Origin of the sequence: Pantoea sp. S61, assembly GCF_016625145.1 — a bacterium.
Classification (GTDB): domain Bacteria; phylum Pseudomonadota; class Gammaproteobacteria; order Enterobacterales; family Enterobacteriaceae; genus Pantoea; species Pantoea rwandensis_B.
This window is the reverse complement of the sequence record NZ_JACVUO010000016.1, coordinates 56,483-81,889: the sequence shown is the minus strand read 5'-3', so window position 1 is coordinate 81,889 and position 25,407 is coordinate 56,483. Positions and strand designations below refer to the sequence as shown.

The window sequence follows — 25,407 nt, the reverse complement described above, 5'->3', positions numbered from 1 at the left end:
TTTAGATGACGCCCGATTACGACATCGCGTTAACCGTTAACCAGCTGTCGCTGTGGTACGGCGAACGCCAGGCGCTGAACAATATCGATCTGCACATCCCCAAAAACCGCATCACAGCGCTGATTGGCCCGTCCGGTTGTGGCAAGTCGACGCTGCTGCGCTGCTTTAATCGCATGAATGATGTGATTGATCGTTGCCGCATAGAGGGCGAAATTCTGTTGGATCAGCATGCAGTGATGCAGGCCAATCAGGATCTGCCCGCGCTGCGCCGTCGCATTGGCATGGTGTTTCAGCGGCCGAATCCGTTCCCAAAATCGATCTATGAGAACGTGGTGTACGGTTTGCGGCTGCAAGGGGTGCGCGATCGTCGCGTGCTGAATGAAGCTTGTGAACGTGCGCTGCGTGCGGCGGCACTGTGGAGTGAAGTGAAGGATCAGCTGGCGCAGAATGCGTTGACGCTCTCCAGCGGTCAGCAGCAGCGTCTGGTGATTGCGCGCGCCATTGCCATTGAGCCGGAAGTATTGCTGCTGGATGAGCCAACATCGGCACTCGATCCGATATCCACGCTAGTGATCGAAGAGTTAATGACCACGTTAAAGCAGCATTTCACGCTGGTGCTGGTGACGCACAACATGCAGCAGGCGGCACGTGTGTCAGATTACACGGCGTTCATGCATAACGGGCAACTGGTGGAGTTTGATGAAACCGATCGTATCTTCACCTCGCCAAAAGCGCGTAAAACCGAAGATTACATTACGGGTAGATTTGGTTAAGGGATAAGCCACTTGCTCTACGTTTTCAGGGCGTAGAAAGGCAGCAGGTTTTAGCAGCCCCAGGCGCTGACATCAGCCAGTGACTGGGGTGAATTAAGCGGGGCAACGTGTCTGCAAGCGGCTGAAAAAGGTGAAAATCAGTCGTGTGCGTAACCCTGCGGTGGCAGCGGTTGCCCATCCAGCCAGGCTTTTCCATCACGCATCTGCAAGCGTCCATCGACGAACCAGCTGATCACCAGCGGATAAATCGCATGCTCCTGATGCTGCACGCGTGAGGTGATCTCTTCTTCATCATCTTCAGCAAATACCGGAACGCGCGCCTGCAAAATCACCGGTCCGCCATCCAGTTCGTCAGTAACAAAGTGCACCGACGTACCGTGTTCTTCATCACCATTCTCTAGCGCCTGACGATGGGTATGCAGTCCGGGATATTTCGGCAGCAGCGACGGATGGATGTTCACCAACCGGTCGTGATAATGCGCGACAAACGCCTGACTGAGAATGCGCATGTAACCGGCCAGCACCACCAGGTCGGGTGCATAGGCATCGATTTCCTGCATCAGTTGGCGGTCAAACGCATCGCGGTCGGCAAAGTCACTGGCGGCGAGGCTATGACCCGGTACGCTGGCTTCCTGCGCACGCGACAAACCTAATGCCGAGGCTTTATTACTGAAAACGGCAGCGACGCTGCCGTTGATACGCCCGCTTGCGCAGGCGTCGAGGATGGACTGAAGATTGCTTCCGTTACCGGAGATCAGTACAACCAGTTTTTTCATGGATTAATAACCACTCGCTCTTCTGAGTCAGAGGCTTTAATCACGCCGATTTTCCACGCCTGTTCGCCAGCGTCGGTCATCAGCTGTACCGCTTTATCGGCATCTGCCGGGCTCAGCGCGATGATCATGCCCACGCCGCAGTTAAAGGTACGATACATTTCATGACGGCTGACGTTGCCTGCCTGCTGTAACCAGCTGAACACGGACGGCCACTGCCAGCTCTTCTCGTCAATCACCGCCTGAGTATTGTCTGGCAACACGCGTGGGATGTTCTCCCAGAAGCCGCCACCGGTCAGGTGAGAAATTGCGTGCACATCCACCTGTTCGATCAGGCTGAGGATGTTTTTCACGTAGATGCGAGTCGGTGCCAGCAGGTGATCGGCCAGTGGTTTGCCCTCCAGCTGTTTGGTTTCTGGATCAGTCTGGCTGACTTCCAGAATCTTACGCACCAGCGAATAACCGTTCGAATGCGGGCCGCTTGAGCCCAGTGCGATCAGCACGTCGCCATCCTGCACTTTCGAACCGTCAATGATTTCTGATTTTTCCACCACGCCGACGCAGAAACCGGCCACGTCATAGTCTTCACCGTGGTACATGCCTGGCATCTCAGCGGTTTCACCGCCGACCAGCGCACAACCTGACTGCAGGCAACCTTCGGCGATGCCGGTGATCACCGCAGAAGCGGTATCCACATCCAGTTTGCCGGTCGCGTAGTAGTCGAGGAAGAACAGCGGCTCAGCGCCTTGCACAATCAGGTCGTTCACACACATCGCAACCAGATCGATACCGATGCTGTCATGACGTTTGAGATCCATCGCCAGACGCAGCTTGGTGCCGACGCCATCGGTTCCGGAGACCAGCACAGGCTCGCGGTATTTCTGCGGCAGCGCACAGAGCGCGCCAAAGCCACCCAGTCCACCCATGACTTCCGGGCGACGAGTTTTCTTTACTACGCCTTTAATACGGTCAACCAGATCGTTACCAGCATCGATATCAACACCGGCGTCTTTGTAGCTGAGAGAGGTTTTGTCGGTCACTGCGGAATCCCCACGCGAATTGCGGTTGGTGGCAAAAATTAAGCGCGCTAATTCTACCAGTGCAGGCAAACGTTTGCGAGTCCCATCTCATGCCGCTTTGCACAGCGCTGATTTTTCGCCAATCCTTATGATCACGCGGATCGCGCTAAGCCATTGACCAATGACAAGTGGCGCAGCGGCAAAAAGGCGGTATAATCCGGCGATTTTTTTTTAGCTCAACTCAATTCCGGGAGAACAATCATGAAGATCGTGGAAGTCAAACACCCGCTGGTCAAACATAAACTGGGCCTGATGCGTGAGCATGATATCAGCACCAAACGCTTCCGCGAGCTGGCCTCAGAAGTCGGCAGCCTGCTGACTTATGAAGCCACCGCCGATCTGGCCACCGAGCGCGTCACCATCGAAGGCTGGAACGGCCCGGTTGATGTCGATCAAATCAAAGGCAAAAAAATCACCGTGGTGCCGATCCTGCGTGCCGGCCTCGGCATGATGGAAGGCGTTCTGGAACACGTGCCAAGCGCGCGCATCAGTGTCGTTGGTGTTTATCGTGACGAAGAGACGCTGGAGCCGGTTCCTTATTTCCAGAAGCTGGTGTCAAACATCGAAGAGCGTCTGGCGCTGGTGGTTGACCCGATGCTGGCGACCGGTGGTTCGATGATCGCAACCATCGACCTGCTGAAAAAAGCGGGCTGCAACAGCATTAAAGTGCTGGTGCTGGTGGCGGCGCCAGAAGGGATTGCGGCGTTGGAAAAAGCGCATCCAGACGTTGAGCTTTATACCGCGTCAATCGATCAGGGATTGAACGAGAAGGGCTATATCATTCCGGGTCTCGGCGACGCCGGCGATAAGATCTTCGGAACGAAATAAATAAAGCATACAGCCGGCCAGAGAGTCGGCTTTTTTTTGGCAAAAACACAACAATCATCCCCAAAATAGTTCGAGCTGTAGCAAGGCGGCAAACGAGCAAATCCCGATGAGCTTACATCAGTAAGTGATTCGGGTGCGCGAGAGCTGCCAACGCGGCTACAGCTCGAAATATGACGGGGAAGGGGATAAATGATGACTCGTAGGGCTATTGGTGTCGACGAACGTCCACCGCTGCTGCAAACCATTCCACTCAGCCTGCAACACCTGTTCGCCATGTTTGGTGCCACAGTGCTGGTGCCAATTCTGTTCCATATCAACCCGGCCACCGTGCTGCTGTTCAACGGCGTCGGTACGTTGCTGTATCTGTTTATCTGTAAAGGCAAAATCCCGGCGTATTTGGGTTCGAGCTTTGCGTTTATTTCACCGGTGCTGCTGCTGTTGCCACTGGGTTATGAAGTGGCGCTCGGCGGCTTTATTCTCTGTGGTTTCCTGTTCTGCGTGGTGGCGTTGATTGTCAAAAAAGCCGGCACCGGCTGGCTTGACGTGATGTTCCCCCCCGCCGCAATGGGCGCGATTGTTGCGGTGATCGGTTTGGAACTGGCGGGCGTGGCGGCCAATATGGCCGGTCTGCTGCCAGCCGATGGCACGTCACCTGACAGTAAAACCATCATCATTTCCATGGTGACGCTGGCGGTCACGGTGTTTGGTTCCGTGCTGTTCCGCGGCTTCCTCGCCATCATCCCGATTCTGATTGGTGTGCTGGCAGGCTACGCGCTCTCATCCTTTATGGGCATTGTGAACTGGCAATCGGTCGCCGATGCGCCGTGGTTTGCACTGCCAACCTTCTACACGCCGCGCTTCGAATGGGCCGCGATGTTGACGATTCTGCCTGCCGCTTTGGTTGTGATTGCTGAGCACGTTGGCCACTTAGTCGTTACCGCCAATATCGTGAAAAAAGATCTGATTCGCGATCCCGGCCTGAATCGCTCGATGTTTGCTAACGGCTTGTCCACCATGATCTCCGGTTTCTTCGGTTCCACGCCAAACACAACTTACGGTGAGAACATCGGCGTGATGGCGATTACCCGCGTATACAGCACCTGGGTGATTGGCGGGGCGGCGATCTTCGCGATTCTACTCTCTTGCGTCGGTAAACTGGCGGCCGCGATTCAGGCGATCCCGGTACCGGTAATGGGGGGTGTTTCTCTGTTGTTGTACGGGGTGATCGGGGCTTCCGGTATTCGCGTATTAATTGAATCTAAAGTGGATTACAACAAAGCACAGAATCTGATCCTGACCTCGGTGATCCTGATCATCGGCGTCAGCGGCGCGAAAGTGCATATCGGCGCTGCAGAACTTAAAGGCATGGCGCTGGCCACCATCGTTGGCGTCACGTTGGCACTGATTTTCCGCGTAATCAATCTATTACGGCCCGAGGAAGTGGTACTGGATGCCGAAGAAAAGCGCGAAAGCTAATGCGCTCTGCCGGGCAGGGAAGCCTGGTTCATCTCTTGCAAGGATCGTGATAAACTTGCGCCGTTTTCTGCCTGCTCATCCGTTGAGGTACTTCTGAACACGCCGGCACAGCTTTCACTGCCACTCTATTTACCCGATGATGAAACCTTTGCCAGTTTCTGGCCGGGGGAAAATCCGTCTTTGCTGGCGGCGCTGCAAGGCGCACTTTCTCAGCAGCACGGCAGCTATCTCTATTTCTGGTCACGCGAAGGCGGCGGCCGCAGCCACCTGTTACACGCGGCCTGCGCAGAGATGTCGGCGCGTGGCGAAGCGGTAGGCTATGTTCCGCTGGATAAGCGCACCTGGTTCGTGCCGGAAGTGTTGGATGGCATGGAGAATCTGGCGCTGGTGTGTATCGATAATATCGAATGCATTGCCGGTGATGCGGAGTGGGAGATGGCGATTTTCGATCTCTACAATCGCATTCTTGAAATCGGCAAAACGCGTTTGTTGATCACTGGCGATCGTCCTCCGCGTCAGCTGAATCTTGCACTTCCCGATCTTGCATCACGTCTCGACTGGGGCCAGATTTATCGCTTACAACCGCTGTCTGATGAAGACAAACTCCAGGCGATGCAGTTGCGTGCGGGGTTGCGTGGTTTTGAGTTACCGGAAGATGTCGGGCGCTTCCTGCTGAAACGCCTCGACCGCGAAATGCGCACGCTGTTTGATACGCTTGATCGATTGGATCGCGCCTCTATCAGCGCGCAACGCAAGCTCACCATTCCCTTTGTGAAAGAAGCGCTGGGGCTTTAAATAATCTCCAGCACCGCTTCAGGTGGACGACCAATACGCGCCTGGTCACAGTTGATCACGATGGGACGTTCAATCAGTTTGGGATTGTCCACCATCGCCTGGAGCAACTGCTCTTCACTCAACTGCACGTCGGCCAAATTCAGCTCTTTATAAAGGTCTTCTTTACGGCGCATCAGGTCGCGCGCACTGCTCATGCCTAGCTGCCGCAGCAGTTTTTTCAGCGTCTGCATGTCAGGCGGTGTCTCAAGATACAGCACCACATCAGGTTCAATGCCTTTATCCTGCAGCAGCGCCAGGGTTTCGCGGCTCTTGCTGCAACGCGGGTTGTGATAAATGCTCACCATTATTTTTATCCTTTCTGATACTGACGGAACCGCTTCTGCAGTTCGCGGAACTGATCGATGCGTGCATCGTAACGTGCCTGTTTCAGGCTGCCGAGTGGCACCTGGGCGCTGGCACTGCTCAGGGTGGTGATCGCCTGATCGAGCTGGCCATTGAGTGCTAATCCTTCCGCTCGTGCCGACAACTCCTCATCCCGTAATCCCTGTGCTGCCGAGGCTTGTGCCAGCAAATCCCAGGCATTGACGTCATCAGGGTGGGCAAAGGTATAACGATTGAGGATGCGCGTGGCGTTAGCGGGCTGTTTCGCCTCGACATAAGCGTTAGCGAGGTTGAGCTGTAGCACCGGATTGGTGCTGCTACCTTTGGCACTGGTTAGCATGTTGATCGCCTGCTGAGGCTGGTTCAGACCGATGTCGATATCCGTCATGATATCCAGCAACCAGACGTTATCCGGCTGTTTCGCCAGCATCGGGGTGATGATTTTTTTTGCACTGTCGAAGCTTTTCGCCTGCAGGAACTGCACTGCTTTGCCATATTGCGATGCCATCTGCTCGCGCGAATTGCCTTTAGCGTATTCATTCAACAGATCATCGGTCAGCTGATTACGGCCTGTGGCATACATACCCAACGAGCGCACCTTCGCCATATAGAAGCCTTCAGATGACTGAACCACCACCGGGCGCATCTGGTTGGCACGGTTACGCGCATCGGCTAAACGGCTATCCGGTAAGGGGTGAGTGAGCAAAATTTCCGGGGGTTTAGAAGAGAAGCGGCTTTGATCGGCGAGCTTTTGCAGGAAACTCGGCATCGCCTGCGGATCGAAACCGGCGCGTTGCAGCACCTGAATGCCGATGCGGTCAGCTTCCTGCTCGTTGGCTTGAGTGAAGCTGATCATGCCCTGCTGCGTGCCCGCCAACGTACCGGTCAATGCTGCCATCCCGGCTTGTGGGCTGGCTATGGCGAGCAGAATCGACCCCAATGCACCCACCCAGGTGAGCGGCGCATTACGCTTCTGCTCTTCCATCGCACGTGCCAGATGACGTTGGGTGACGTGGGAAATTTCGTGCGCCATCACCGACGCCAGTTGGCTTTCGTTATCGGTGTAGCGGAACAATGATGAATGCAGCACGACGTTGCCGCCGAAAAAGGCGAAAGCGTTAAGTTCGTCATTCTGAATGAGAAAGAAGTGAAACGGCGTGCGCACCGAATTGGCATGCGCCACCAGGCGCTGCCCTAACTCATTGATGTATTGATTTAATAGCGGATCGTTAATCAGCGGCGCACTGGCGCGCAGTTGGCGCACGTAGAAGTCGCCAATTTGTAATTCCTGATTAATGGATAGCGTCGAACCCGCTGTGGTTCCCATATCGGGCAGATTATCACTCACGTCCGCGCGCACGGAGAGCGCGGGCGTCAGCAGCAGCGTAGGAATAAGGGCCGCCAGCACTGATTTTTTCAACCGGTTAAACATGCCTTGATCCTGTAAAAGTCACCTGCAATTGGACAGGTAAGTCGTTCAAATGTTCTGCGCGTTCTTTCCTTTGACGCAGCGCTTCTATCTTAACCAGCGCGTGGTAACAAGCAAATGAAGAAGCGACACAGACTTAAAGTGAAAAAATGGCTACAGCGGGCGCTGATTGCAGCAAAAAATTGAATAGTCCGCCACGACCAGGTTAGCGCTTTTACAGGTTCAGAAGTTAAAGTTACGTAAAGTTGCTCAAAATAATTGAATCTGGCATGAACTTTTCCAGGTTTACTCTGAAAAACAAACGTCAAAACAGTGAACTGGCCTGTTTTATCCATCAGTGATTTTAATGGTGATTTTTTATAGAGTCGCCGAAATTTTAGTTAAGTATGGTCATATTTTCAGCGCCACTGGCTTGATAAAACCTAAACAGCTGGCAGTCGATTCAAGCCAGTTATTTTTTTAGGCATCTCTTCGTCTCAATCGAAAGCATTATTCAATTAGCCTGACTAATTATTATTTCTGCAATGAAAACCCCGGACAGGCCAAAACTGCAGGACTTTTGCCCTGCTCACGCTGTGATATAGATAAGGCACTTTATTCAAACGGACTGTGAATTAGCGCAGTGCATGCCGGAGAGTTTTTATGCGTTCTGTTGTCTCTTACGCCCTGATTGCGATCGTGGGTGGGTTTGTTGGTGCCACCGTCAGCAAAAGTGATGATATTTATCAGCGAGTGGTGAGCCATTTTTCTGCCGAGCCAACCGATCCGGACGGGTTCTGGAGCACGCCTGCTATCGATGGTTACGGCAAAATCCATTACGAATCTGATGCCGCCTTTAAACCGGTCGTCGGGCTGAGCAACAAAGTGGTGTTTCAAATCACCAAAAGCGAAGGGGACATGAAGCGGCCTAATCTTGGGCTGGAGCGCGTCGCCCGCGTCGTCAACCTCTACATCGCTTCAGGCGTGCCGGCCGATCAGTTGCACTTTGTGGTCTCTGTGACCGGTGATGCCACGCCTGCCATGCTGGATAACGCGCATTTCCAGCAATTCTATAAAGCTGAAAACCCCAATCTGGCGCTGATCGGCGAGCTCAACAAATTAGGCGTCAAAGTGTCGGTGTGCGATCAGTCAGTGGCGTTCCATCACTTCCCGAAAGACTGGATTGATCAATCGGTTATTCATGCGTTGTCCAGTCCGACCACGGTGTCGACGCTGGAAAATCAGGGTTATGCCTTCCTGCAAATGTAATTGGGCTTAGGGTCTTCTATCGAGGAGAAGTGAAATGCGTCCAGCGTCCTATATTGTCATCGCCGCACTGGCGGGTTTCGTGGGCGGTAATGTGTTACAGCTTCCAGAGCTGGTGGATAAGGTCAGCAGCAAGTTTGCTGACAACAAAAGCGAGCCAGCGGACTTCTGGAGCACGCCAGCCATCGCGGGCTACGGCAAAATCCATTTTGTGAATACGCCGGATTACAACCCCGCGAATACGCCAGGCCTGAGCAATAAGATCGTTTTTCAGATCAACCGCACGGAAGGGGATGTGCGCCAGCCTAACCTCGGACTGGAACGCGTGGCGCGTGTCACCAACCTTTATTACGCTGCCGGGGTGCCGCTCAATCAGCTGAATTTTGTGGTGTCAATCAACAGCGATGCCGTGCCTGCCGCGCTGAATAACGATCAATTCCGCAAAGCTTACGGCACAGATAACCCGAACCTGAAATTGATCGATGAGTTGAAGCAGGCGGGTGTGAAGGTGACAATCTGCGATCAGTCGGTGGCCTTCCATCAACTACAGCGGGACTGGATCGACACCCGCGTGACGCACACCCTCTCCAGCGGTACCACGGTTGCCTCGTTGCAAAACGAAGGTTACGCCTTCCTGATGTTGTAATTCCTGCCTGACAGCAGTTCGCGCTGCTGTCATTTTTTCGTCATCTCTCCGCGATGTTGCTGTCACAGTTCGCCGCTATTTTAAGCGCCAATGAGATCGATCTCATTGCTCATTCACGAGGCGAACATGTCCGATTTAATCAGTGTGGCAAAGCTGGCTGGCGTATCTCGCGCTACCGCCGCACGCGCATTTTCTGATCCCCATCTGTTGCGGCCTGACACGCTGGAAAAGGTGTTGGCGGCATCAGAGCAACTCGGATTTCGCCCCAATCACATTGCACGTCAACTGCGTACGCAAAGCTCCACCACGCTGGGTGTGCTGCTGCCTTCGCTGCTTAACCCGATTTTCTCACGCCAGTTACAGGCGATGGAGCGTCAGGCGCGTGCGGCCGGATACGGTTTGCTGGTGGCGACCAGTGATTACCAGCCAGAGCGTGAAGCGGCGATTGTCGAACATATGCTGCGCCAGCGTGTGGCGGGATTGGTGTTGACCGTGGCCGATGCGGATAACAGCGCGGTCCTGACTACGCTGCATGAAGCCAGCATGCCGTTTGTATTGGCGCACAACGTCCCTCAGCAAAGTCACTGGCCCGCCATTTGCGTCGACAACCGCCAGGCGATGCGTGAAGCCACAGAACATTTGCTGTCTCTCGGGCATCGCCATATCGGTATGGTCGCCGGGCCGATGCTGCAATCGGATCGTGCGCGCCTGCGTTATCAGGGCTATGGCGACGCGATGCACAGTGCCGGGCTGTCTGCGCTGCCGGTGATTGAGATGACCAGCCATACCCATTCTGATTTCGCGCTGCTGCAACCGCAGTTGCAGGGCGCAGCACCGCTGACGGCGGTGATATGTACCAATGATTTGCTCGCCATCAGCCTGATTGGTGCGGCGGCGCGTGCCGGTGTACGCATCCCGCAGCAACTTTCGGTGATGGGCTTCGACGGCATCGATATTGGCGAGCAGATTGCGCCGTCACTGGCGAGCGTCACTCAGCCAGCCGACATGCTCGGTGCCTGTGCCATCGATATGTTGTTACAACAAGCCAGTCGCGGCACCCGCGTGCTGGCCCATCGGTTGCGGAGCGGTGAGAGTATCGCCGCGCCAGCCACCGCTTTTTGATACCAACACCAGGGAACCACCATGAAATTCCAACGAAAAATGAAAATTTTTGCAGGAGCGATCGCGCTGACCGCCGGTTCGCTGTTCAGTATGATGACGCAGGCCGCGGAAACCGCGATCTGCTACAACTGTCCGCCCGAGTGGGCTGACTGGGGCACACAGCTCAAAGCCATTGCCAAAGATACCGGCATCACCGTGCCACAAGACAACAAAAACTCCGGCCAGGCGCTGGCGCAAATGGTGGCGGAGAAAGGCAATCCGGTGGCAGATGTGGTGTATTACGGCGTCAGTTTCGGCATCCAGGCCGACAGCGCGGGCGTCATCACCGGCTATAAGCCCGCACACTGGGATGATATCCCCGCCGGAATGAAAGATCCGAACGGTAAATGGGTCGCGCTGCACTCGGGCACCATGGGCTTTATGGTCAACGTGGATGCGCTCGGCGGCGCGCCAGTGCCACAATCCTGGGATGACCTGCTGAAACCAGAGTACAAAGGGATGATTGGCTACCTCGATCCGGCCAGTGCCTTTGTCGGCTATGTGGCGGCGGTAGCGGTCAACCAGGCGAAAGGCGGCAACATGCAGGACTTTACGCCAGCGCTGAACTGGTTCAAAAAACTGCAGGCCAACCAGCCGATCGTGCCAAAGCAGACGGCCTACGCGCGTCTCATCTCAGGCGAAATCCCGATTCTGCTCGACTACGACTTCAACGCTTATCGCGCCAAGTATAAAGATCACGCCAACGTCGCGTTTGTGATCCCGAAAGAGGGCACGGTGACGGTTCCTTATGTCATCAGCCTGGTGAAGAACGCGCCACACGAAGCCAACGGCAAGAAAGTGATCGATTATGTGCTGTCGGACAAAGGTCAGGCGATATGGGCCAATGCCTTCCTGCGACCAGTGCGTACTTCAGCGATGTCACCCGAAGCGAAAAAATTCTTCCTGCCGGATAGCGACTACGCCCGCGCCCAAACCGTCGACTATCAGCAGATGGCCGATGCGCAGAAAGCCTTCTCTGCTAAGTACCTGAGCGAGATCCACTGATCATGTCGATTTCCGACACCCTGGCGGCTTCACGCCGCCAGGCTCGCACTTTGCCGGGCAGCCGCTGGCTGTGGCTGACGCTGCCCGCACTGCTGTTTTTCTGTGCCTTCTGGCTGCTGCCGTTTGCCCGTCTGCTGCAAATCGGTATGCAGAACGATCGCACCACACAGCACAGTGGCTACTGGACGGTGATCAGTCAGCCTAATTACCTGTTCAGTCTGTTGAATACCGTGTTGTTGTCATTGGCTGTCACGCTCGTGACGCTGGTGATTGCCGCTGTTGTCGGCTGTTTTCTGGCGCGTAAACGCTTTGCGGGGCGCGGCACTTTGCTCGCCTTGTTGACCTTCCCGCTGGCTTTTCCCGGCGTCGTGGTCGGTTTTCTGGTGGTGATGCTGGCTGGCCGTCAGGGCTTGCTGGCGCAAATTAGCATGAGCCTGGTGCACGAGCGCTGGACGCTGGCTTACTCACTGACCGGCCTGTTTATTGGCTATCTCTATTTCTCGCTGCCGCGCGCCATCGTCACGCTTGTCGCGGCCAGTGAAAAACTTGACCGCTCGCTGGAAGAGGCGGCACGTTCACTCGGCGCCAGCCAGTGGCGCATTACCTGGGATGTGATTGTGCCGGGTTTGCAGCCGGCGTTGCTCTCGACCGGCGCACTCTGTTTCGCCACCAGCATGGGCGCGTTTGGTACCGCTTTTACCCTCGGCACCAATTTGGCGGTGTTACCGCTGACTATTTATGGCGAATTTACTAATTACGCTAACTTCGCTACGGCGGCGGCACTGTCGGTAGTCATGGGCGCAGTCGCCTGGCTGGCGCTCATGCTGGCGCGCCGTCTGGCACACAAGGGGGCAGCATGAATCGTCGCGGATTGTTTAGCCTGCAGCTGCTGGTCACCACGCTCACCGCGCTGTTTATGATTGTGCCGGTGGTGCTGTCAATGCTGGCAGGTGTCACCAATAACTACTTTATCGGCCTGCGCAGCGGTTTGACCCTGAAATGGGTTGAGCAGGTGTGGGAAATGTATGCCGACACCTTTTGGCTGTCGTTGCTGATAGCGCTGTTCTGCTTACTGGTCACTCTGGTGATTGGCGTGCCAGCCGCGTGGGGTTTATTGAAAGCGCCCGGCCGCTGGGCAGCACGTATTGAAGAGTGCCTGATGTTGCCCGTGGCGCTGCCCGGCTTAGCCACTGCGCTCGGCATCATTCTGCTTTACGGCCAGTTTTCCGGCCTGCGTGACAGTTGGGTGTTTATTCTGATTGGTCACGTGCTGTTCACGCTGCCGTTTATGATGCGACCGGTGCTGGCGGTGATGCAGGCGATCGATATGCCGCGTCTGGAAGAAGCTTCCGCCAGCCTCGGTGCCAGCCTGTGGCAGCGCTTCTTTACCGTGGTGGTGCCCAACTGCCGCAACGGCATTCTGGCCGGTGCCTTTATGGTGATCACCCTGTCGGTGGGGGAGTTCAACATCACCTGGATGCTGCATACGCCGCTGACCAAAACTCTGCCGGTCGGCCTTGCGGACAGTTACGCCTCGATGCGACTGGAAGTGGGTTCCGCGTATACGCTGATTTTCATTCTGATGATCTTGCCGCTGCTGCTGATGCTGAATGCGGTGAATCACTGGCTTAACCGCGCGGTATCGCGCCAAAACAAGGAGGCGGCATGAATCCTGCAGCCGTTACCGTGACGCTGCGTGGTTGTTCACGTCACTTCAATCACCAACTGGCACTGCATCCACTCGATCTGACCGTGAATCCCGGGGAAACCCTGGTGTTGCTCGGGCCATCTGGCTGCGGAAAAACCACCACCTTGCGCATCATCAGCGGGCTTGAGCGCTGCGATGCGGGCGGCGAGGTGTGGTTCGACGATCGTAACGTCACCGCGTTGCCGATTGAGAAACGCAACGTTGGCATGGTGTTCCAGAACTATGCGCTGTTTCCCAATCTTAACGTTGCCGAGAACGTGGCTTACGGCTTGAAAGTGCAGGGCGTGGCGCGTGCCGAGCGTGAAGCGCGCGTGCAGGAGATGCTGGAGCTGGTGGATCTCAGCGCCTTGTCGCAGCGCAGCATTGATAAGCTTTCCGGCGGACAGAAACAGCGTGTGGCGCTGGCGCGTGCGCTGGCAGCCAGACCCAAAGTACTGCTGTTTGATGAGCCGCTGGCTGCGCTGGATGCACGTCTGCGCGATCGCCTGCGCCTGGAAATCGGCACCTTGTTGAAGAAGCTGGCGATCACCGCCGTGTACGTCACGCACGATCAGCAAGAAGCCATGGCGCTCGGCGATCGCATCGCGGTGATGGAGCAGGGGCGTCTGGTGCAGATCGATACGCCACAAAATATCTATCAGCATCCTGCTTCGAAGTTTGTCGCGGATTTTGTCGGGGCGATTAACTGCATCGATGTGGATAAGCGCGGCAATCCTCAGCGCTTCTGTCGTCCGGAAGATGTGCTACTCGCCGATGATAATCGCTACGCACGCCAGGGCTTTATCCTTGCCAGCACCTTTTTAGGCGCGTCGCAGCGGCTGATGATCGACATCGGCCTTGCAATGCCGATTCAGGTCGATCGCCATGCGCGTGAAGCCTGGCATGCCGGGCAACCGGTGAGCTGGACGCTGGCGCAAGACGCCGCCCTGCAGTTTTCTGCATCCTGAGGAAGAAACTCGTGTCTGAAGCATTGACGCTGATCGCGCAAATTAGCGATTTACACATCAAGGCGAACGGTCGCCTGTCTTACAAAAAAGTCGACACTCAGGCGGCGCTGTTGCGGGTCATCGACACCCTGAATCGTTTGACGCCGCGCCCGGATATTGTGGTGATCACCGGCGATCTGGTGGATTTTGGCACCGCAGAAGAGTATCAAACGCTGCGGACGGCGCTGCGTCGTCTGCAACTGCCGTACATGCTGATGGCGGGCAACCACGACGATCGCCAGCAGTTACGCGCGGCGTTCCCGGATCACCACTATCTGCAACGTGGCGAAACCCTAAACTGGCAGGCGCAGGTGAAAGGGGTGCAGCTGCTGGCACTGGATTCCAGCGTGCCGCAACAGCCGTGGGGTTACGTGGATGAAGCTCAGCTGGCCTGGCTGAAAGAGCAGTTGGAGCGCGAACCACAATTACCCACGCTGGTGATGCTGCACCATCCACCCTTGATCTCCGGCATTGGTCATATGGACAAGCAGCCGCTGCGCAATCCCGACGCGCTGGCGGCGATTATCCGCCAGCATCCGCAGGTTGAACGTGTGCTGAGCGGCCATCTGCATCGTTCGGTGCAGGCGCGCTTTGCGGGTACGATAGCCTGCGTTGCGCCAGGCGTGTCGCATCAGGTGGCCTTTGATTTGTCTGAAAACGGTCCGGCGAATTTCGTGCTGGAGCCGCCGGGTTTCCTGCTACATCGCTGGCATCCTCAGCAAGGTATGACGACGCACCAGTGCGCTATCGGCGATTATCCAGGCCCGTGGCCGTTCTATGATGCGAATGGTCTGATCGATTAGCGCCAACGTTTGCTGAATAATTACGCGTGTCTGACAGGATGGTTCGTGCTCAATTTGGTTTGCAGGTGTACAATTGGCGGTTCCCTCACCAGGGGTAGCTCGTCCAACTATAACTATATTGTCAGGCACGCGAATGATGAATTTTCACACCAGGGCGGTTGCGTCATGCTGATGCGCATCCGGCCAAAAACTGACCTGCGTACGCTGATTGCGTTGCTGGCAATCACCAGTATCGTCATTACGCTCGCCAATACCTTGTACGCCACCTGGCGCGTGCAGCGTATGGTGCTGATCGAAAGCACCCTTGAGGCCAACCGCGCCTATGCCACTAAACTCGCCGCGACGACAGAAGTCTTTTTCCAGCTGGCGCAGTCGCAGTTGCATTACAGCGCGACCCAGTTAGGCAAGGATTTTGATAATCCGGAGCTGGCGCAGCAGGAAGTGAACCGTCTGCGTGAGCAAACCAATAGCTTTAACTCCGTTGCCGTGGTCGACACCAATGGGATAGTCAAAGCGATTTCGCCTGAGTCACTGATGCTTAAAGGTATGCAGCTCACCAGCCAGGCTTCACGGGAGGCGCTGGCACAGCGTCAACCGATGGTGAGTAAGCCGACAATTTCAGCGGCCAACAATCTGATTGTGTTTGTCTCCTGGCCGATCTGGAGCAACGAAGGGCGCTATCTCGGCTATGTGGGCGGCACCATCTATCTGAAGAAGAAAAGTATTCTTAATGCCTTACTCGGTGAGCAATTCTACCGGGATGGCACGCGCGTCTATGTACTGGATCGCAACAATCAGGTGCTTTATCACCAGAACAGTCAGCTGATAGGCAAAATTGCACCGGAGATCGTCAGCGAACGTCAACGCAATGAGAGCACCAATGGCGAGGTGCAGGTCAAAGAAGAGGACACGGCGAAACTGGCGGGTTACGCCATCGTGCCAACCACCGGCTGGATGGTGGTGGCACTTAAGCCAACGGACGTCACCCTGCAACCGCTCTCTGGTTTGCTGCTGAAAGTGTTGAAAAACTCTGTGCCGTTTGCGCTGCTGACCCTAATAATGGCGGTGATCTTCGCCCGTCTGATTGCCTTGCCGCTGTGGCAACTGGCGCGTAAAGCCAGTCAGATGGACACCCAGGGCGTATCGGGTGAAATTGGCGGCATTCATGCCTGGTACTTCGAAGCGGCTCAGGTGAAGCGCGCCTTGCTCACCGGGATCGGACTGGTACAGGACAAAATCGGTCGGCTGAAATCGGAAGTACAAACCGATCCGATGACCAGTTTGCTTAACCGCCGGGGCCTGAGTGCGGTGCTGGATTACTTCGAAACCATGCGTCAGCCCTTTGCGGTGCTGGCGCTGGATATCGACCATTTCAAGCGGGTGAATGACAACTTCGGCCATGATGTCGGTGACGAAGTGATCAAACAGGTGGCGCGAACCCTGCGTAACAGTGCGCGCCAGACCGACGTGGTGTGCCGTAACGGCGGCGAGGAGTTTCTGATGCTGCTGCCAGCCACCTCGACGGAAGAAGCGCGGGTGATTGCCGAGCGCGTGCGCACCAGCATTGCCGAGAGCTGGATTGACCATGTTGGGCATATCACGCTCTCAGTGGGCATCGCACATTGGGAGGCCGATAACGAGCCGCAAGATGTGAGCCTGAAACAGGCGGATGCTGCACTCTATCAGGCGAAAAATGCCGGACGTAACTGTGTGATGATTGCCGGCCAGGACGCGCTGGTGAGCAGTATTACCCGCTAGTGCCGCAAGGGTCGACCTAAATGGCGGCCCTATCACCAGCGTGCAGGATTTATCCGGTGTGCACAGACGCACAAGATTCTGCAATTTATCCGGTATGCATTAACGCACATTATCGAGTGATTTATCAGGCTCGATTGGACGCTAGCTGCGCAGGCATTGCCGCCTGCACCTCAGCGCAGATCCTCATCGGGTTTCTTAAGATGCAGGTTTATGCACATCAGGTTTTCGCCGTAAATTTCTGTACAATCATCATCCCGTTTTTGGCGTCAAGGAAGTGAAATGCTGGCACTGCTTTTCCAATGGTACAAACGTCGCTTTAGCGATCCGCAGGCGATTGGCCTGCTGGTGATCCTGCTGATGGCGTTCTGTATCCTGTTTTTCTTCAGTGGTTTATTGGCACCGTTGCTGGTCGCGCTGGTGCTGGCTTATCTGCTGGAGTGGCCAACCGTTCGATTACAGCGCCTGGGATGCAGCCGCACCTGTGCCACCAGCATGGTACTGATTGTTTTTGCCGGTATTTTGCTGGTGATGGTGTTGATTGTCGCGCCAGTAGCCTGGCAGCAAGGCATCAACTTGCTGCGTGATCTCCCGAATATGCTGAACAAGCTCTATGTGTATGCCGCCGGATTGCCAAAGCGTTTTCCGGCGCTGGTGGATGCGGGCATCATCGACATCATCGTTGAGAATCTGCGTAGTCGCCTGACCGGGCTGGGGGAATCATTAGTGAAGTACTCACTGGCCTCGCTGGTGGGGCTGATGACGCTGATGATCTATCTGGTGCTGGTGCCGCTGATGGTGTTTTTCCTGCTGAAAGATAAAGAGCAGATGCTCAATGCCGTGCGCCGTGTATTACCGCGCAATCGCGGTTTGGCGGGCGTGGTCTGGCAGGAGATGAATCAGCAAATCACCAACTACATTCGCGGCAAAGTGCTGGAAATGGTCGCGGTAGGTTTTGTCACCTGGATTGCCTTCCTGGTCTTAGGGCTCAACTACGCGCTGCTGCTGGCGGTGCTGGTAGGGATTTCCGTGTTGATTCCCTACATCGGCGCCATGGTGGTCACGATTCCGGTGATTGGCGTCGGTCTATTCCAGTGGGGCTTAGGCACTGATTTCTGGACGATGTTTATCGTTTATCTGGTGGTACAGGCGCTGGATGGTAATGTGCTGGTGCCGATTCTGTTCTCAGAGGCCGTCAATCTGCATCCGCTGGTGATCATTCTTTCGGTGGTGATTTTTGGCGGGATGTGGGGCTTTTGGGGCGTGTTCTTTGCTATCCCGCTGGCGACGTTAATCAAGGCGGTGGTGCGCGCCTGGCCGGAAACGGCGCTGGAGCATCAGCAGGGGTAAAGAGAACGGGTGCACATTGTGCACCCGTTTTGTTTTATGCCGACTTCAGATAATCCAGCACGATGTCGTGGTGGTTCGACGTTTTGAAGTCGTCGAAGACTTTCTCAACTTTGCCGTTACCGTCGATCAGGAAACTGATGCGGTGGATACCGTCATAGGTTTTACCCATAAAGGTTTTCTCACCCCAGACACCGAATTCCTGGCAGACCTGGTGATCTTCATCAGATAAAAGGGTGAAGTTCAGCACCTCTTTTTCGGCGAAGCGTGACAGTTTTTCAGGCTTATCGGTGCTGATGCCCAGCACTTCCACGCCCACGGTTTTCAACGCATCCATGTTGTCGCGCAGACCACAGGCCTGAACGGTGCAACCCGGCGTCATGGCCTTCGGGTAGAAATAGACCAGAACGCGCTGTCCCTGGAAGTCGGCCAAATTTACTTGTTCGCCGTCCTGATCGGGCAAGCTAAATTTCGGTGCGGTATCACCGGCTTTCAGTGGATTCATCACAACTCTCCATTTTTTTCTTCATGCTGTGGGTAATACACCCTCGCGGCAAAAAGCCCCAGCGGGTGCCACCCTCTGGGTTATTTCACTACACGGTATGCCGCATGGCAGAGTGTGTGGAGAAATAACCCGGCGTTAGTTTACAGGGTGTTGTTGGCATCGTCGGTGACACTATAAAGACGAATTGAGCCTTGTGCATGCAGTTCTTCACACAGTTTGTTGAAGGCTTGTTCAAACGGTGCGCTGGCCTGGTTATCCGGGCTGTGGGCGGTCATCTGAATATAGAGTGTAGGAGGCACACCATCCTGTGCTGGCTTAATGCGTGAAACCAGTTCGGCGATATTCATCTGATGTTTATCGAACAGGTCAGTAAAGCGCTCAATGATGTGGGGTGAGTCCGGCACTTCCACTTGCACCCATACCGTGGCGGGCATCGGCGGGGTAATGCGTGCATTGGTGCGCTTCATCACAATCAGCAGCTCCAGCTCGGCACCTTTCATGGGGAGTGTGGATTCAATCAGGGTAATCGCGTTCCAGCTTCCTGAAAGCAGCATGATAAAGGTGAACTCATCACCGAGCATTGCCAGACGGCTATCTTCGATGTTGCAACCACAGCTACTGACATGGCGAGTGATGGTGTTGACGATTCCCGGACGATCAACGCCCAATGCGGTGATCACCAAATGGTGAGGCTGTGACTGCGACAAAATGGCGTTTCCTGTACGTTCGCTAATAACCATAAGGTAAACATAAAAAAAACTGCTGACAAGGGTAGGAATGGCTTGGCTCGCTTGCTTTTCTTTCGGGGTAAAACGTAACATGAGGCACTTGTTTGTCGAGGGGATAGCCCATGTTCACCGGAAGTATTGTTGCGCTCATTACGCCAATGAATGAAAAAGGCAATGTCTGCCGCGAGAGTTTGAAAAAACTGATTGATTATCATGTTGCCAGCGGCACTGCGGCAATTGTTTCTGTTGGCACCACCGGCGAATCTGCCACCCTCAGCCATGAAGAACATGGTGATGTGGTGATGCAGACGCTGGAGCTGGCTGATGGTCGTATTCCGGTTATCGCCGGAACCGGCGCCAATGCCACTGCTGAAGGTATCTCTCTCACTAAGCGCTTTACCGGCACCGGCGTGGTGGGTTGTCTGACGGTGACGCCTTACTACAATCGTCCAACCCAGGAAGGTCTGTTCCAGCACTTCAAAGCGATTGCCGAAAGTACCGATCTGCCGCAGATGCTGTATAACGTCCCATCACGTACTGGCTGCGACATGCTGCCAGAAACCGTGGCTCGCCTGGCCGAAATTAAAAATATTATCGGAATCAAAGAGGCCACCGGGAACTTATCGCGTATTTCTCAGATCCAAGAGCTGGTTAATGATGAGTTCATTATTGTCAGCGGCGATGACGCGACAGCTCTGGACTCCATGCAACTGGGCGGCAAAGGCGTAATCTCGGTTACAGCCAACATTGCAGCGCGTGAAATGGTAGAACTCTGTGCGCTGGCGCAACAGGGTAATTTTGCCGAAGCGCGTCGCCTGAATCAGCGTCTGATGCACCTGCACCAGACGCTTTTCTGTGAACCCAATCCAATCCCGGTTAAATGGGCAGCGAAACAGCTAGGATTAATCGCGGATGACACGCTGCGCTTGCCGATGACGCCACTGACCGAAGCCGGTCAGGCGAAAACGGCTCAGGCGCTGATTAAAGCGGGTCTGCGATAAATTAGGGAGAATCAATGAGTTATTCAGTTAAGCGCTCGACGCTGGCAACCGTGGTGGGCGTGTCCACCCTGATGCTGCTAACAGCTTGTTCCAGCGATCAGCGTTATAAGCGCCAGGTCAGCGGTGATGAATCTTACCTGCAGGCGCCTGAACTGCATGATTTAAAAGCCCCGGCGGGGATGATTCTGCCTCTGCAGAATGGCGATTACGATGTGCCGCACACTGTTGCGAAGGGTGCAGTAGGGAAAGAACTGGATATTCGTCCTCCGGCTCAACCTCTGGCGCTGCTCAACGGCACGCGTGCACAGTTCACCGGTAATACCGGAGTGCTGGCGGTTGAGAGCAGCCGTGGCTCTATCTGGTCACAGGTGGTGAATGTGATCCAGTCCTACAAGTTCCCGATTGCACAGCGTGATGATGCTGGGCAGCAGCTGACCACCGATTGGGTGCAGTGGAACCGTGCGGATGAAGATAACCAGTATCGCGGTCGCTACCAGATCAGCGTACAGAACCAGAGCTATCAGCAGGTGCTGACGGTTCGTCTGCTGGAATTGCAGCAGAAAGGTGAGACGGTGACTGCACCTGCGCAGATCCAACGCTATACCGGCCAGATGTTGAACGACATCAGTACCGGTCTGGATAAGATTGATACCGCCAGCGCCGATGCCGCTGCAGGCCGTGCGACCGGGCAGATTGACGTCCAGAGCGGCGCAGATGATACCGGTCTGCCACTGCTGGTGCTGCGTTCACCGTTTAACGTCACCTGGCAGCGTCTGCCAGCGGCGCTGAAGCGTGTGGGCATGGAAGTGACCGATGACAACCGCTCGCAGGGTAGTCTGAAAGTGACCTACAAGCAGCCGGGTAGCAGCGCGTTTGACGCGATTGGTGCGAAGGATCCTGAACTGCCAAACGGCGATTACAAATTGCAGGTGGGTGATTTGGATAACCGCAGCAGTCTGCAGTTCATTGATCCTAAGGGCCATGTGCTTACTCAGGCGCAGAACGATGCGCTGGTGGCGGTGTTCCAGGGTGCACTGAACAAATAAATTGCCAAAGGGCCGGAGATTCTCCGGCCTTTTTGTTTTGGATTTGGCATAATAGCGCCCGGCGAAGTAAACGATTGCGTCAGGCAGTCATCGCGCGGTGAAACACCGCTGAACACGGGTTCTTTCATGTTTGGAGTTAATGAGATGCAAAAGCGAGCTGAGTTGTATCGCGGTAAAGCGAAAACCGTATACAGCACCGATAATCCGGATCTGCTGGTACTTGAATTCCGCAACGATACGTCAGCAGGAGACGGTGCACGAATCGAGCAATTTGATCGCAAAGGAATGGTGAACAACAAGTTCAACCATTTCATTATGACCAAACTGCAGGAAGCGGGCATTCCGACCCAGATGGAAGCGCTGCTGTCGGATAACGAAGCGCTGGTCAAAAAGCTGGAGATGGTGCCGGTGGAGTGCGTAGTGCGCAACCGTGCGGCAGGATCGCTGGTAAAACGTCTGGGCGTGGAAGAGGGCATGCTGCTCAATCCACCGCTGTTTGATCTCTTCCTGAAAGATGACGCCAAACACGACCCGATGGTCAACGAATCCTACTGCGAGACCTTTGGCTGGGTCAGCAAAGCCAATCTGGCGCGCATGCAGGAACTGACTTTCAAAGCCAACGACGTACTGAGCAAACTGTTTGATGACGCCGGTCTGATCCTGGTCGACTTCAAACTGGAGTTCGGTCTGTTCAACGGTGAAGTGACGTTGGGCGATGAGTTCTCGCCAGACGGCGCGCGTCTGTGGGACAAAGATACCATGGACAAAATGGACAAAGACCGTTTCCGTCAGAGCCTCGGCGGCCTGATCGAAGCTTATGAAGAAGTGGCGCACCGCCTGGGTGTGAAATTGGATTAAGTCTTCAGCGATATCTTTTTGGTGCGCATTCCAGCGCACTGTAAACAGGGTGTCGTGATAAATGAAAGGTCGTCATCGCTGGCGGCCTTTTCTGTTTCTGCCCTGCCTGCACGTTATCTAATACGCCTCCTTTCTCTCAATCTCGCTACACATGCGCCGCAACGCTGGTGATTAGCGATGCCGCCAACTAAAATCATGCAAAACCTTTTAACAGGAGCGAGCCATGCGCTGGCAAGGTCGTCGTGAAAGCGACAATGTAGAAGATCGTCGCAATGATTCACCCGGATTGGGCGGCGGCGGTCGGCAAATCCGCATTCCGCGCGGCAAGGGCGGTATCATTCTGCTGATTGTGGTGGCCGTGGCGGGTTATTACGGTTACGACCTCACCGCGTTGCTGGAGGGGGGAACTCCGGTGACGCAACAGCAGCAGCGCCCGGTGAACTCTGCGCAGGATAATGAGGATGCCAAATTCACTAAGGTGATTCTCGCCACCACCGAAGAGACCTGGGGCACGCTGTTCCAGAAAATGGGAAAACAGTATGTGCCACCTAAGCTGGTGATGTACCGCAACTACACCTCAACCAGCTGCGGCACTGGCCAGTCGGCGATGGGGCCGTTTTACTGCCCGGCGGATCAAACTGTCTACATCGATCTGTCGTTTTACGATGATATGAAAACCAAGCTAGGTGCGGGCGGTGACTTTGCGCAGGGCTATGTGATTGCTCATGAAGTCGGCCATCACATCCAGAAGCTGCTGGGCATCGAGCCTAAAGTGCGCCAGATGCAGCAGGGTGCCACTCAGGCACAGGCCAATCAGCTGTCGGTGAAAATGGAGTTGCAGGCAGACTGCTTTGCCGGCGTGTGGGGCCATTATGTGCAGCAGCAAAATATGCTGGAAGTGGGCGACCTTAAGAAAGCGCTGGATACCGCAGAAGCGATTGGTGATGACCGACTACAGCAGAAAAGCCAGGGCCGCGTGGTGCCGGATAGCTTCACGCACGGTACTTCACAACAGCGCTATACCTGGTTTAAACGCGGTTTTGACAGCGGAAATCCGGGCGACTGCAACACCTTCGCCGCCAACTGATGTCGTTAGTTGATATCACCGCCGTGATGCAGCGAGCGGGCATTCGTCGCTTGTGTGTGATCGCCGGTGAAGCTGACTGGGCGCTGCAACAGGCCGTTGAGTGGCGTGCGGCGCTGCCCGGCGACTGGCTCACGCTGAGCGACAGCGATGATTTCCCCCAACGCGTGGCGCCCGCCGCCCTGCGCACGCTGCTGGGGCGTGAATTCCAGCATGCGATTTTCGATGCGCGCAGCGGTTTCCATGCGGAGGCGTTAGCGGCGTTGGCGGGCACGTTGCGTGCGGGAAGCTGGTTATTGTTACTGACGCCGCCGTGGCAAGAGTGGGCCACGCAACCGGACTGCGACAGCCTGCGTTGGGCCGATGTCGCCGAACCCATCGCCACGCCTCATTTTATCCACCATCTGCAGCGGTTGATTGAGCAGGATCCGCAGGTCATGTTGCAGCACCAGCACCAGCCTGCGCGTGCACCTGCGTTGCTGGACCTACCCGATTGGCAATGCCAGGCACCGCAGCAGCAGGCGCGGATCCTGCAACGGTTGCTGTCGATGCCCTCTGGTGTGGCGGTGATCACCGCCGCGCGCGGACGGGGCAAATCGGCGCTGGCCGGGATGCTGGCGCAACAGAATCAGCACTGCCTGGTGACGGCACCGGCCAAAGTTTCCACTGACGTGCTGGCGTCGTTTGCCGGTGAACATTTTCATTTTATGGCTCCGGATGCCATTCTCGCTTCAACCGCTGAGCGGTCAGCGCAATGGTTGATTGTTGATGAAGCAGCTGCGATTCCAGCGCCGTTGTTACAACAACTGATTCAGCGTTTTCCTCGCGTGTTGATGATCACCACCGTGCAGGGTTACGAAGGCACCGGGCGTGGTTTTATGCTGCGTTTCTGCGCCACCTTGCCGCAGGTGCAACATTTCCAGCTCGATGAACCCTTGCGTTGGTCAGCGCACGATCCGCTGGAACAGTGGCTAAGCCAGGCGCTGCTGTTTGAGGATGCCGCTGAAAGCGAATTTAACGGTGAGATCTCTGTTTTTCCGGCTAAACCAGAGCAAGGGGCACTGGAAGCGGGCTATCGTCTGCTGGCGAGCGCCCACTATCGCACTTCTCCAATTGACCTGCGGCGCATGCTGGATGCCCCCGGCATGCGCTTCTGGCTGGCAGGAACGCCAGAAAATATTGTCGGCGCACTGTGGCTGGTGGAAGAGGGTGGGTTAGACAAGCCGCTGGCTGATGCCGTCTGGGCGGGGTTGCGCCGTCCGCGCGGCAATCTGGTCGCACAGTCACTGGCAGCCCATGCGGGATTTGCAGAAGCCGCTACCTTGCGATCGCAGCGTATCAGCCGCATTGCCGTGTTAGCCGCACAACGCCAGCGCGGTATTGGCAGCGCGTTGGTGGCCATGGCACATCAGCAGGCGGAAGGATGCGATTTCCTTTCGGTGAGTTTTGGCTATACCGAATCGCTGTGGCAGTTCTGGCAGCGCTGTGGATTTACTCTGGTACGCATTGGCTCACAGCGTGAAGCCAGCAGTGGCTGCTATGCGGCGATGGCGATACGTGCCTTAACGCCCGCCGGAGAAAAGTTACAGCAGCAAGCGGCACAGCGATTTTCGCGTGACGCGGTGTGGTTGCGTGACATTATTGATCTTCCTTTCGAGACCACCGAGCACCCGCAGACACTCAATGATGATGACTGGCCGCTACTGGCAGGATTCGCCTGGGCGCAGCGGCCGTATGAGGCGAGTTATGCCGCGTTGCAACGCCTGGTGCGCGCATCACCACAACCGATACTCGAAGCCATCCTTGTGCAAAAACAACCGCTGAGTGCCGCAACACAGCAAGCGGGTCTCAGTGGTCGTAAAGCCCTGATACAACGCTTACGCCTGGAGACGGCGGAGGCGTTGATTCAGTGCGATACCCGCCAGGCGGAACAGTGGCGACAGCAGTTGGCATCGTTGCAATAAATCTATTATCTCGTTCAAATTTTCCCAATAT

25 protein-coding genes are annotated in these 25,407 nt (G+C 55.5%); 19 read left to right on the top strand and 6 right to left on the bottom strand.

Annotated features, from left to right (window positions below):
- The first annotated feature begins 5 nt into the window (after positions 1 to 5).
- Positions 6 to 773 (top strand): phosphate ABC transporter ATP-binding protein PstB, encoded by a 768-nt coding sequence (gene pstB / locus IAE30_RS23430; RefSeq protein ID WP_038645455.1) that lies wholly within the window; start codon positions 6 to 8, stop codon positions 771 to 773.
- A 137-nt stretch (positions 774 to 910) separates the two neighbouring features.
- Here pstB and purN read toward each other — a convergent pair whose 3' ends face one another.
- A complete protein-coding gene (purN, locus tag IAE30_RS23425; protein ID WP_200538099.1) occupies positions 911 to 1,549 on the bottom strand; it encodes a phosphoribosylglycinamide formyltransferase in 639 nt (212 codons plus the stop codon).
- Positions 1,546 to 2,586, bottom strand: coding sequence for a phosphoribosylformylglycinamidine cyclo-ligase (gene purM / locus IAE30_RS23420; RefSeq protein WP_200538100.1), 1,041 nt, complete (start codon positions 2,584 to 2,586; stop codon positions 1,546 to 1,548). The genes purN and purM overlap by 4 nt, the downstream gene beginning before the upstream one ends.
- A gap of 240 nt (positions 2,587 to 2,826) precedes the next feature.
- Here purM and upp point away from each other — a divergent pair, with 240 nt between their 5' ends.
- From upp to hda, 3 genes are all read left to right on the top strand, one after another.
- Positions 2,827 to 3,453 (top strand): uracil phosphoribosyltransferase, encoded by a 627-nt coding sequence (gene upp, locus IAE30_RS23415; protein WP_034825735.1) that lies wholly within the window; start codon positions 2,827 to 2,829, stop codon positions 3,451 to 3,453.
- 192 nt (positions 3,454 to 3,645) lie between these two features.
- Positions 3,646 to 4,929 carry a uracil permease gene (gene uraA, locus IAE30_RS23410; RefSeq protein WP_200681112.1) on the top strand — a complete coding sequence of 428 codons (1,284 nt, stop codon included), beginning with the start codon at positions 3,646 to 3,648 and terminating at the stop codon, positions 4,927 to 4,929.
- 93 nt (positions 4,930 to 5,022) lie between these two features.
- Positions 5,023 to 5,724, top strand: a complete 702-nt coding sequence (gene hda, locus IAE30_RS23405) for a DnaA inactivator Hda (protein ID WP_034825971.1) — start codon at positions 5,023 to 5,025, stop codon at positions 5,722 to 5,724.
- Here the strand turns inward: hda and arsC are convergent.
- Positions 5,721 to 6,068: an arsenate reductase (glutaredoxin) gene (arsC, locus tag IAE30_RS23400; RefSeq protein WP_200681099.1), complete on the bottom strand. Its 348-nt coding sequence runs from the start codon at positions 6,066 to 6,068 to the stop codon at positions 5,721 to 5,723. The two genes, hda and arsC, sit on opposite strands and share 4 nt — an antisense overlap.
- Positions 6,069 to 6,073: 5 nt before the next feature.
- Positions 6,074 to 7,537, bottom strand: a complete 1,464-nt coding sequence (locus tag IAE30_RS23395) for a M48 family metallopeptidase (protein WP_038645466.1) — start codon at positions 7,535 to 7,537, stop codon at positions 6,074 to 6,076.
- Between the two features lie 639 nt (positions 7,538 to 8,176).
- Between IAE30_RS23395 and IAE30_RS23390 the strand changes: the two genes are divergently transcribed.
- From IAE30_RS23390 to IAE30_RS23345, 10 genes are all read left to right on the top strand, one after another.
- The gene (locus IAE30_RS23390) at positions 8,177 to 8,782 is read left to right on the top strand and encodes a DsrE family protein (RefSeq protein ID WP_200681098.1); all 606 of its coding nucleotides are present in this window, start codon (positions 8,177 to 8,179) and stop codon (positions 8,780 to 8,782) included.
- Positions 8,783 to 8,816: 34 nt separating this feature from the next.
- Complete coding sequence (locus tag IAE30_RS23385; RefSeq protein ID WP_038645471.1) at positions 8,817 to 9,425, top strand: DsrE family protein; 609 nt, start codon at positions 8,817 to 8,819, stop codon at positions 9,423 to 9,425.
- 126 nt (positions 9,426 to 9,551) lie between these two features.
- On the top strand, positions 9,552 to 10,547 hold the full coding sequence (locus IAE30_RS23380) for a substrate-binding domain-containing protein (RefSeq protein ID WP_038645473.1): 996 nt from the start codon (positions 9,552 to 9,554) through the stop codon (positions 10,545 to 10,547).
- Between the two features lie 39 nt (positions 10,548 to 10,586).
- Positions 10,587 to 11,591 (top strand): ABC transporter substrate-binding protein, encoded by a 1,005-nt coding sequence (locus IAE30_RS23375; RefSeq protein WP_234472851.1) that lies wholly within the window; start codon positions 10,587 to 10,589, stop codon positions 11,589 to 11,591.
- Positions 11,592 to 11,593: 2 nt separating this feature from the next.
- Complete coding sequence (locus IAE30_RS23370) at positions 11,594 to 12,451, top strand: ABC transporter permease (protein WP_200681096.1); 858 nt, start codon at positions 11,594 to 11,596, stop codon at positions 12,449 to 12,451.
- The gene (locus IAE30_RS23365; RefSeq protein WP_034825754.1) at positions 12,448 to 13,260 is read left to right on the top strand and encodes an ABC transporter permease; all 813 of its coding nucleotides are present in this window, start codon (positions 12,448 to 12,450) and stop codon (positions 13,258 to 13,260) included. The genes IAE30_RS23370 and IAE30_RS23365 overlap by 4 nt, the downstream gene beginning before the upstream one ends.
- A complete protein-coding gene (locus tag IAE30_RS23360) occupies positions 13,257 to 14,246 on the top strand; it encodes an ABC transporter ATP-binding protein (protein WP_200681095.1) in 990 nt (329 codons plus the stop codon). The genes IAE30_RS23365 and IAE30_RS23360 overlap by 4 nt, the downstream gene beginning before the upstream one ends.
- Positions 14,247 to 14,257: 11 nt before the next feature.
- Positions 14,258 to 15,088 carry a phosphodiesterase gene (locus IAE30_RS23355; RefSeq protein WP_200681094.1) on the top strand — a complete coding sequence of 277 codons (831 nt, stop codon included), beginning with the start codon at positions 14,258 to 14,260 and terminating at the stop codon, positions 15,086 to 15,088.
- Between the two features lie 165 nt (positions 15,089 to 15,253).
- Positions 15,254 to 16,846: a diguanylate cyclase gene (locus IAE30_RS23350; protein ID WP_038645483.1), complete on the top strand. Its 1,593-nt coding sequence runs from the start codon at positions 15,254 to 15,256 to the stop codon at positions 16,844 to 16,846.
- A gap of 279 nt (positions 16,847 to 17,125) precedes the next feature.
- Complete coding sequence (locus IAE30_RS23345; protein WP_038645487.1) at positions 17,126 to 18,193, top strand: AI-2E family transporter; 1,068 nt, start codon at positions 17,126 to 17,128, stop codon at positions 18,191 to 18,193.
- A 34-nt stretch (positions 18,194 to 18,227) separates the two neighbouring features.
- Here IAE30_RS23345 and bcp read toward each other — a convergent pair whose 3' ends face one another.
- Positions 18,228 to 18,695: a thioredoxin-dependent thiol peroxidase gene (bcp, locus tag IAE30_RS23340; RefSeq protein WP_034825761.1), complete on the bottom strand. Its 468-nt coding sequence runs from the start codon at positions 18,693 to 18,695 to the stop codon at positions 18,228 to 18,230.
- A gap of 140 nt (positions 18,696 to 18,835) precedes the next feature.
- Positions 18,836 to 19,402, bottom strand: coding sequence for a glycine cleavage system transcriptional repressor (locus IAE30_RS23335; RefSeq protein WP_200681093.1), 567 nt, complete (start codon positions 19,400 to 19,402; stop codon positions 18,836 to 18,838).
- A gap of 143 nt (positions 19,403 to 19,545) precedes the next feature.
- On the opposite strand from IAE30_RS23335, the gene dapA reads away from it, so the two are divergent.
- From dapA to IAE30_RS23310, 5 genes are all read left to right on the top strand, one after another.
- Entirely contained in the window at positions 19,546 to 20,424 is an 879-nt protein-coding gene (gene dapA / locus IAE30_RS23330) for a 4-hydroxy-tetrahydrodipicolinate synthase (protein ID WP_034825765.1), read from the top strand.
- Positions 20,425 to 20,438: 14 nt separating this feature from the next.
- Positions 20,439 to 21,470 (top strand): outer membrane protein assembly factor BamC, encoded by a 1,032-nt coding sequence (gene bamC / locus IAE30_RS23325; protein ID WP_045814889.1) that lies wholly within the window; start codon positions 20,439 to 20,441, stop codon positions 21,468 to 21,470.
- A gap of 144 nt (positions 21,471 to 21,614) precedes the next feature.
- Entirely contained in the window at positions 21,615 to 22,328 is a 714-nt protein-coding gene (gene purC, locus IAE30_RS23320; RefSeq protein WP_200538108.1) for a phosphoribosylaminoimidazolesuccinocarboxamide synthase, read from the top strand.
- 223 nt (positions 22,329 to 22,551) lie between these two features.
- Positions 22,552 to 23,415: a neutral zinc metallopeptidase gene (locus IAE30_RS23315; RefSeq protein ID WP_038645493.1), complete on the top strand. Its 864-nt coding sequence runs from the start codon at positions 22,552 to 22,554 to the stop codon at positions 23,413 to 23,415.
- Entirely contained in the window at positions 23,415 to 25,376 is a 1,962-nt protein-coding gene (locus IAE30_RS23310) for a tRNA(Met) cytidine acetyltransferase TmcA (RefSeq protein WP_200681092.1), read from the top strand. Before IAE30_RS23315 ends, IAE30_RS23310 begins: the two co-directional genes overlap by 1 nt.
- Positions 25,377 to 25,407 lie beyond the last annotated feature (31 nt).

What these genes read in the sequence shown, in the direction of transcription:
- IAE30_RS23390 (WP_200681098.1), top strand. Translation starts at nt 8,177, where the DNA reads ATGCGTTCTGTTGTCTCTTACGCCCTGATTGCGATCGTGGGTGGGTTT.
- IAE30_RS23315 (WP_038645493.1), top strand. Translation starts at nt 22,552, where the DNA reads ATGCGCTGGCAAGGTCGTCGTGAAAGCGACAATGTAGAAGATCGTCGC.
- IAE30_RS23360 (WP_200681095.1), top strand. Translation starts at nt 13,257, where the DNA reads ATGAATCCTGCAGCCGTTACCGTGACGCTGCGTGGTTGTTCACGTCAC.
- IAE30_RS23380 (WP_038645473.1), top strand. Translation starts at nt 9,552, where the DNA reads ATGTCCGATTTAATCAGTGTGGCAAAGCTGGCTGGCGTATCTCGCGCT.
- dapA (WP_034825765.1), top strand. Translation starts at nt 19,546, where the DNA reads ATGTTCACCGGAAGTATTGTTGCGCTCATTACGCCAATGAATGAAAAA.
- pstB (WP_038645455.1), top strand. Translation starts at nt 6, where the DNA reads ATGACGCCCGATTACGACATCGCGTTAACCGTTAACCAGCTGTCGCTG.
- uraA (WP_200681112.1), top strand. Translation starts at nt 3,646, where the DNA reads ATGACTCGTAGGGCTATTGGTGTCGACGAACGTCCACCGCTGCTGCAA.
- purN (WP_200538099.1), bottom strand. Translation starts at nt 1,549, where the DNA reads ATGAAAAAACTGGTTGTACTGATCTCCGGTAACGGAAGCAATCTTCAG.
- IAE30_RS23375 (WP_234472851.1), top strand. Translation starts at nt 10,587, where the DNA reads ATGAAAATTTTTGCAGGAGCGATCGCGCTGACCGCCGGTTCGCTGTTC.
- IAE30_RS23350 (WP_038645483.1), top strand. Translation starts at nt 15,254, where the DNA reads ATGCTGATGCGCATCCGGCCAAAAACTGACCTGCGTACGCTGATTGCG.
- IAE30_RS23345 (WP_038645487.1), top strand. Translation starts at nt 17,126, where the DNA reads ATGCTGGCACTGCTTTTCCAATGGTACAAACGTCGCTTTAGCGATCCG.
- IAE30_RS23385 (WP_038645471.1), top strand. Translation starts at nt 8,817, where the DNA reads ATGCGTCCAGCGTCCTATATTGTCATCGCCGCACTGGCGGGTTTCGTG.
- purC (WP_200538108.1), top strand. Translation starts at nt 21,615, where the DNA reads ATGCAAAAGCGAGCTGAGTTGTATCGCGGTAAAGCGAAAACCGTATAC.
- bcp (WP_034825761.1), bottom strand. Translation starts at nt 18,695, where the DNA reads ATGAATCCACTGAAAGCCGGTGATACCGCACCGAAATTTAGCTTGCCC.
- IAE30_RS23370 (WP_200681096.1), top strand. Translation starts at nt 11,594, where the DNA reads ATGTCGATTTCCGACACCCTGGCGGCTTCACGCCGCCAGGCTCGCACT.
- arsC (WP_200681099.1), bottom strand. Translation starts at nt 6,068, where the DNA reads ATGGTGAGCATTTATCACAACCCGCGTTGCAGCAAGAGCCGCGAAACC.
- bamC (WP_045814889.1), top strand. Translation starts at nt 20,439, where the DNA reads ATGAGTTATTCAGTTAAGCGCTCGACGCTGGCAACCGTGGTGGGCGTG.
- IAE30_RS23310 (WP_200681092.1), top strand. Translation starts at nt 23,415, where the DNA reads ATGTCGTTAGTTGATATCACCGCCGTGATGCAGCGAGCGGGCATTCGT.
- IAE30_RS23365 (WP_034825754.1), top strand. Translation starts at nt 12,448, where the DNA reads ATGAATCGTCGCGGATTGTTTAGCCTGCAGCTGCTGGTCACCACGCTC.
- upp (WP_034825735.1), top strand. Translation starts at nt 2,827, where the DNA reads ATGAAGATCGTGGAAGTCAAACACCCGCTGGTCAAACATAAACTGGGC.
- IAE30_RS23395 (WP_038645466.1), bottom strand. Translation starts at nt 7,537, where the DNA reads ATGTTTAACCGGTTGAAAAAATCAGTGCTGGCGGCCCTTATTCCTACG.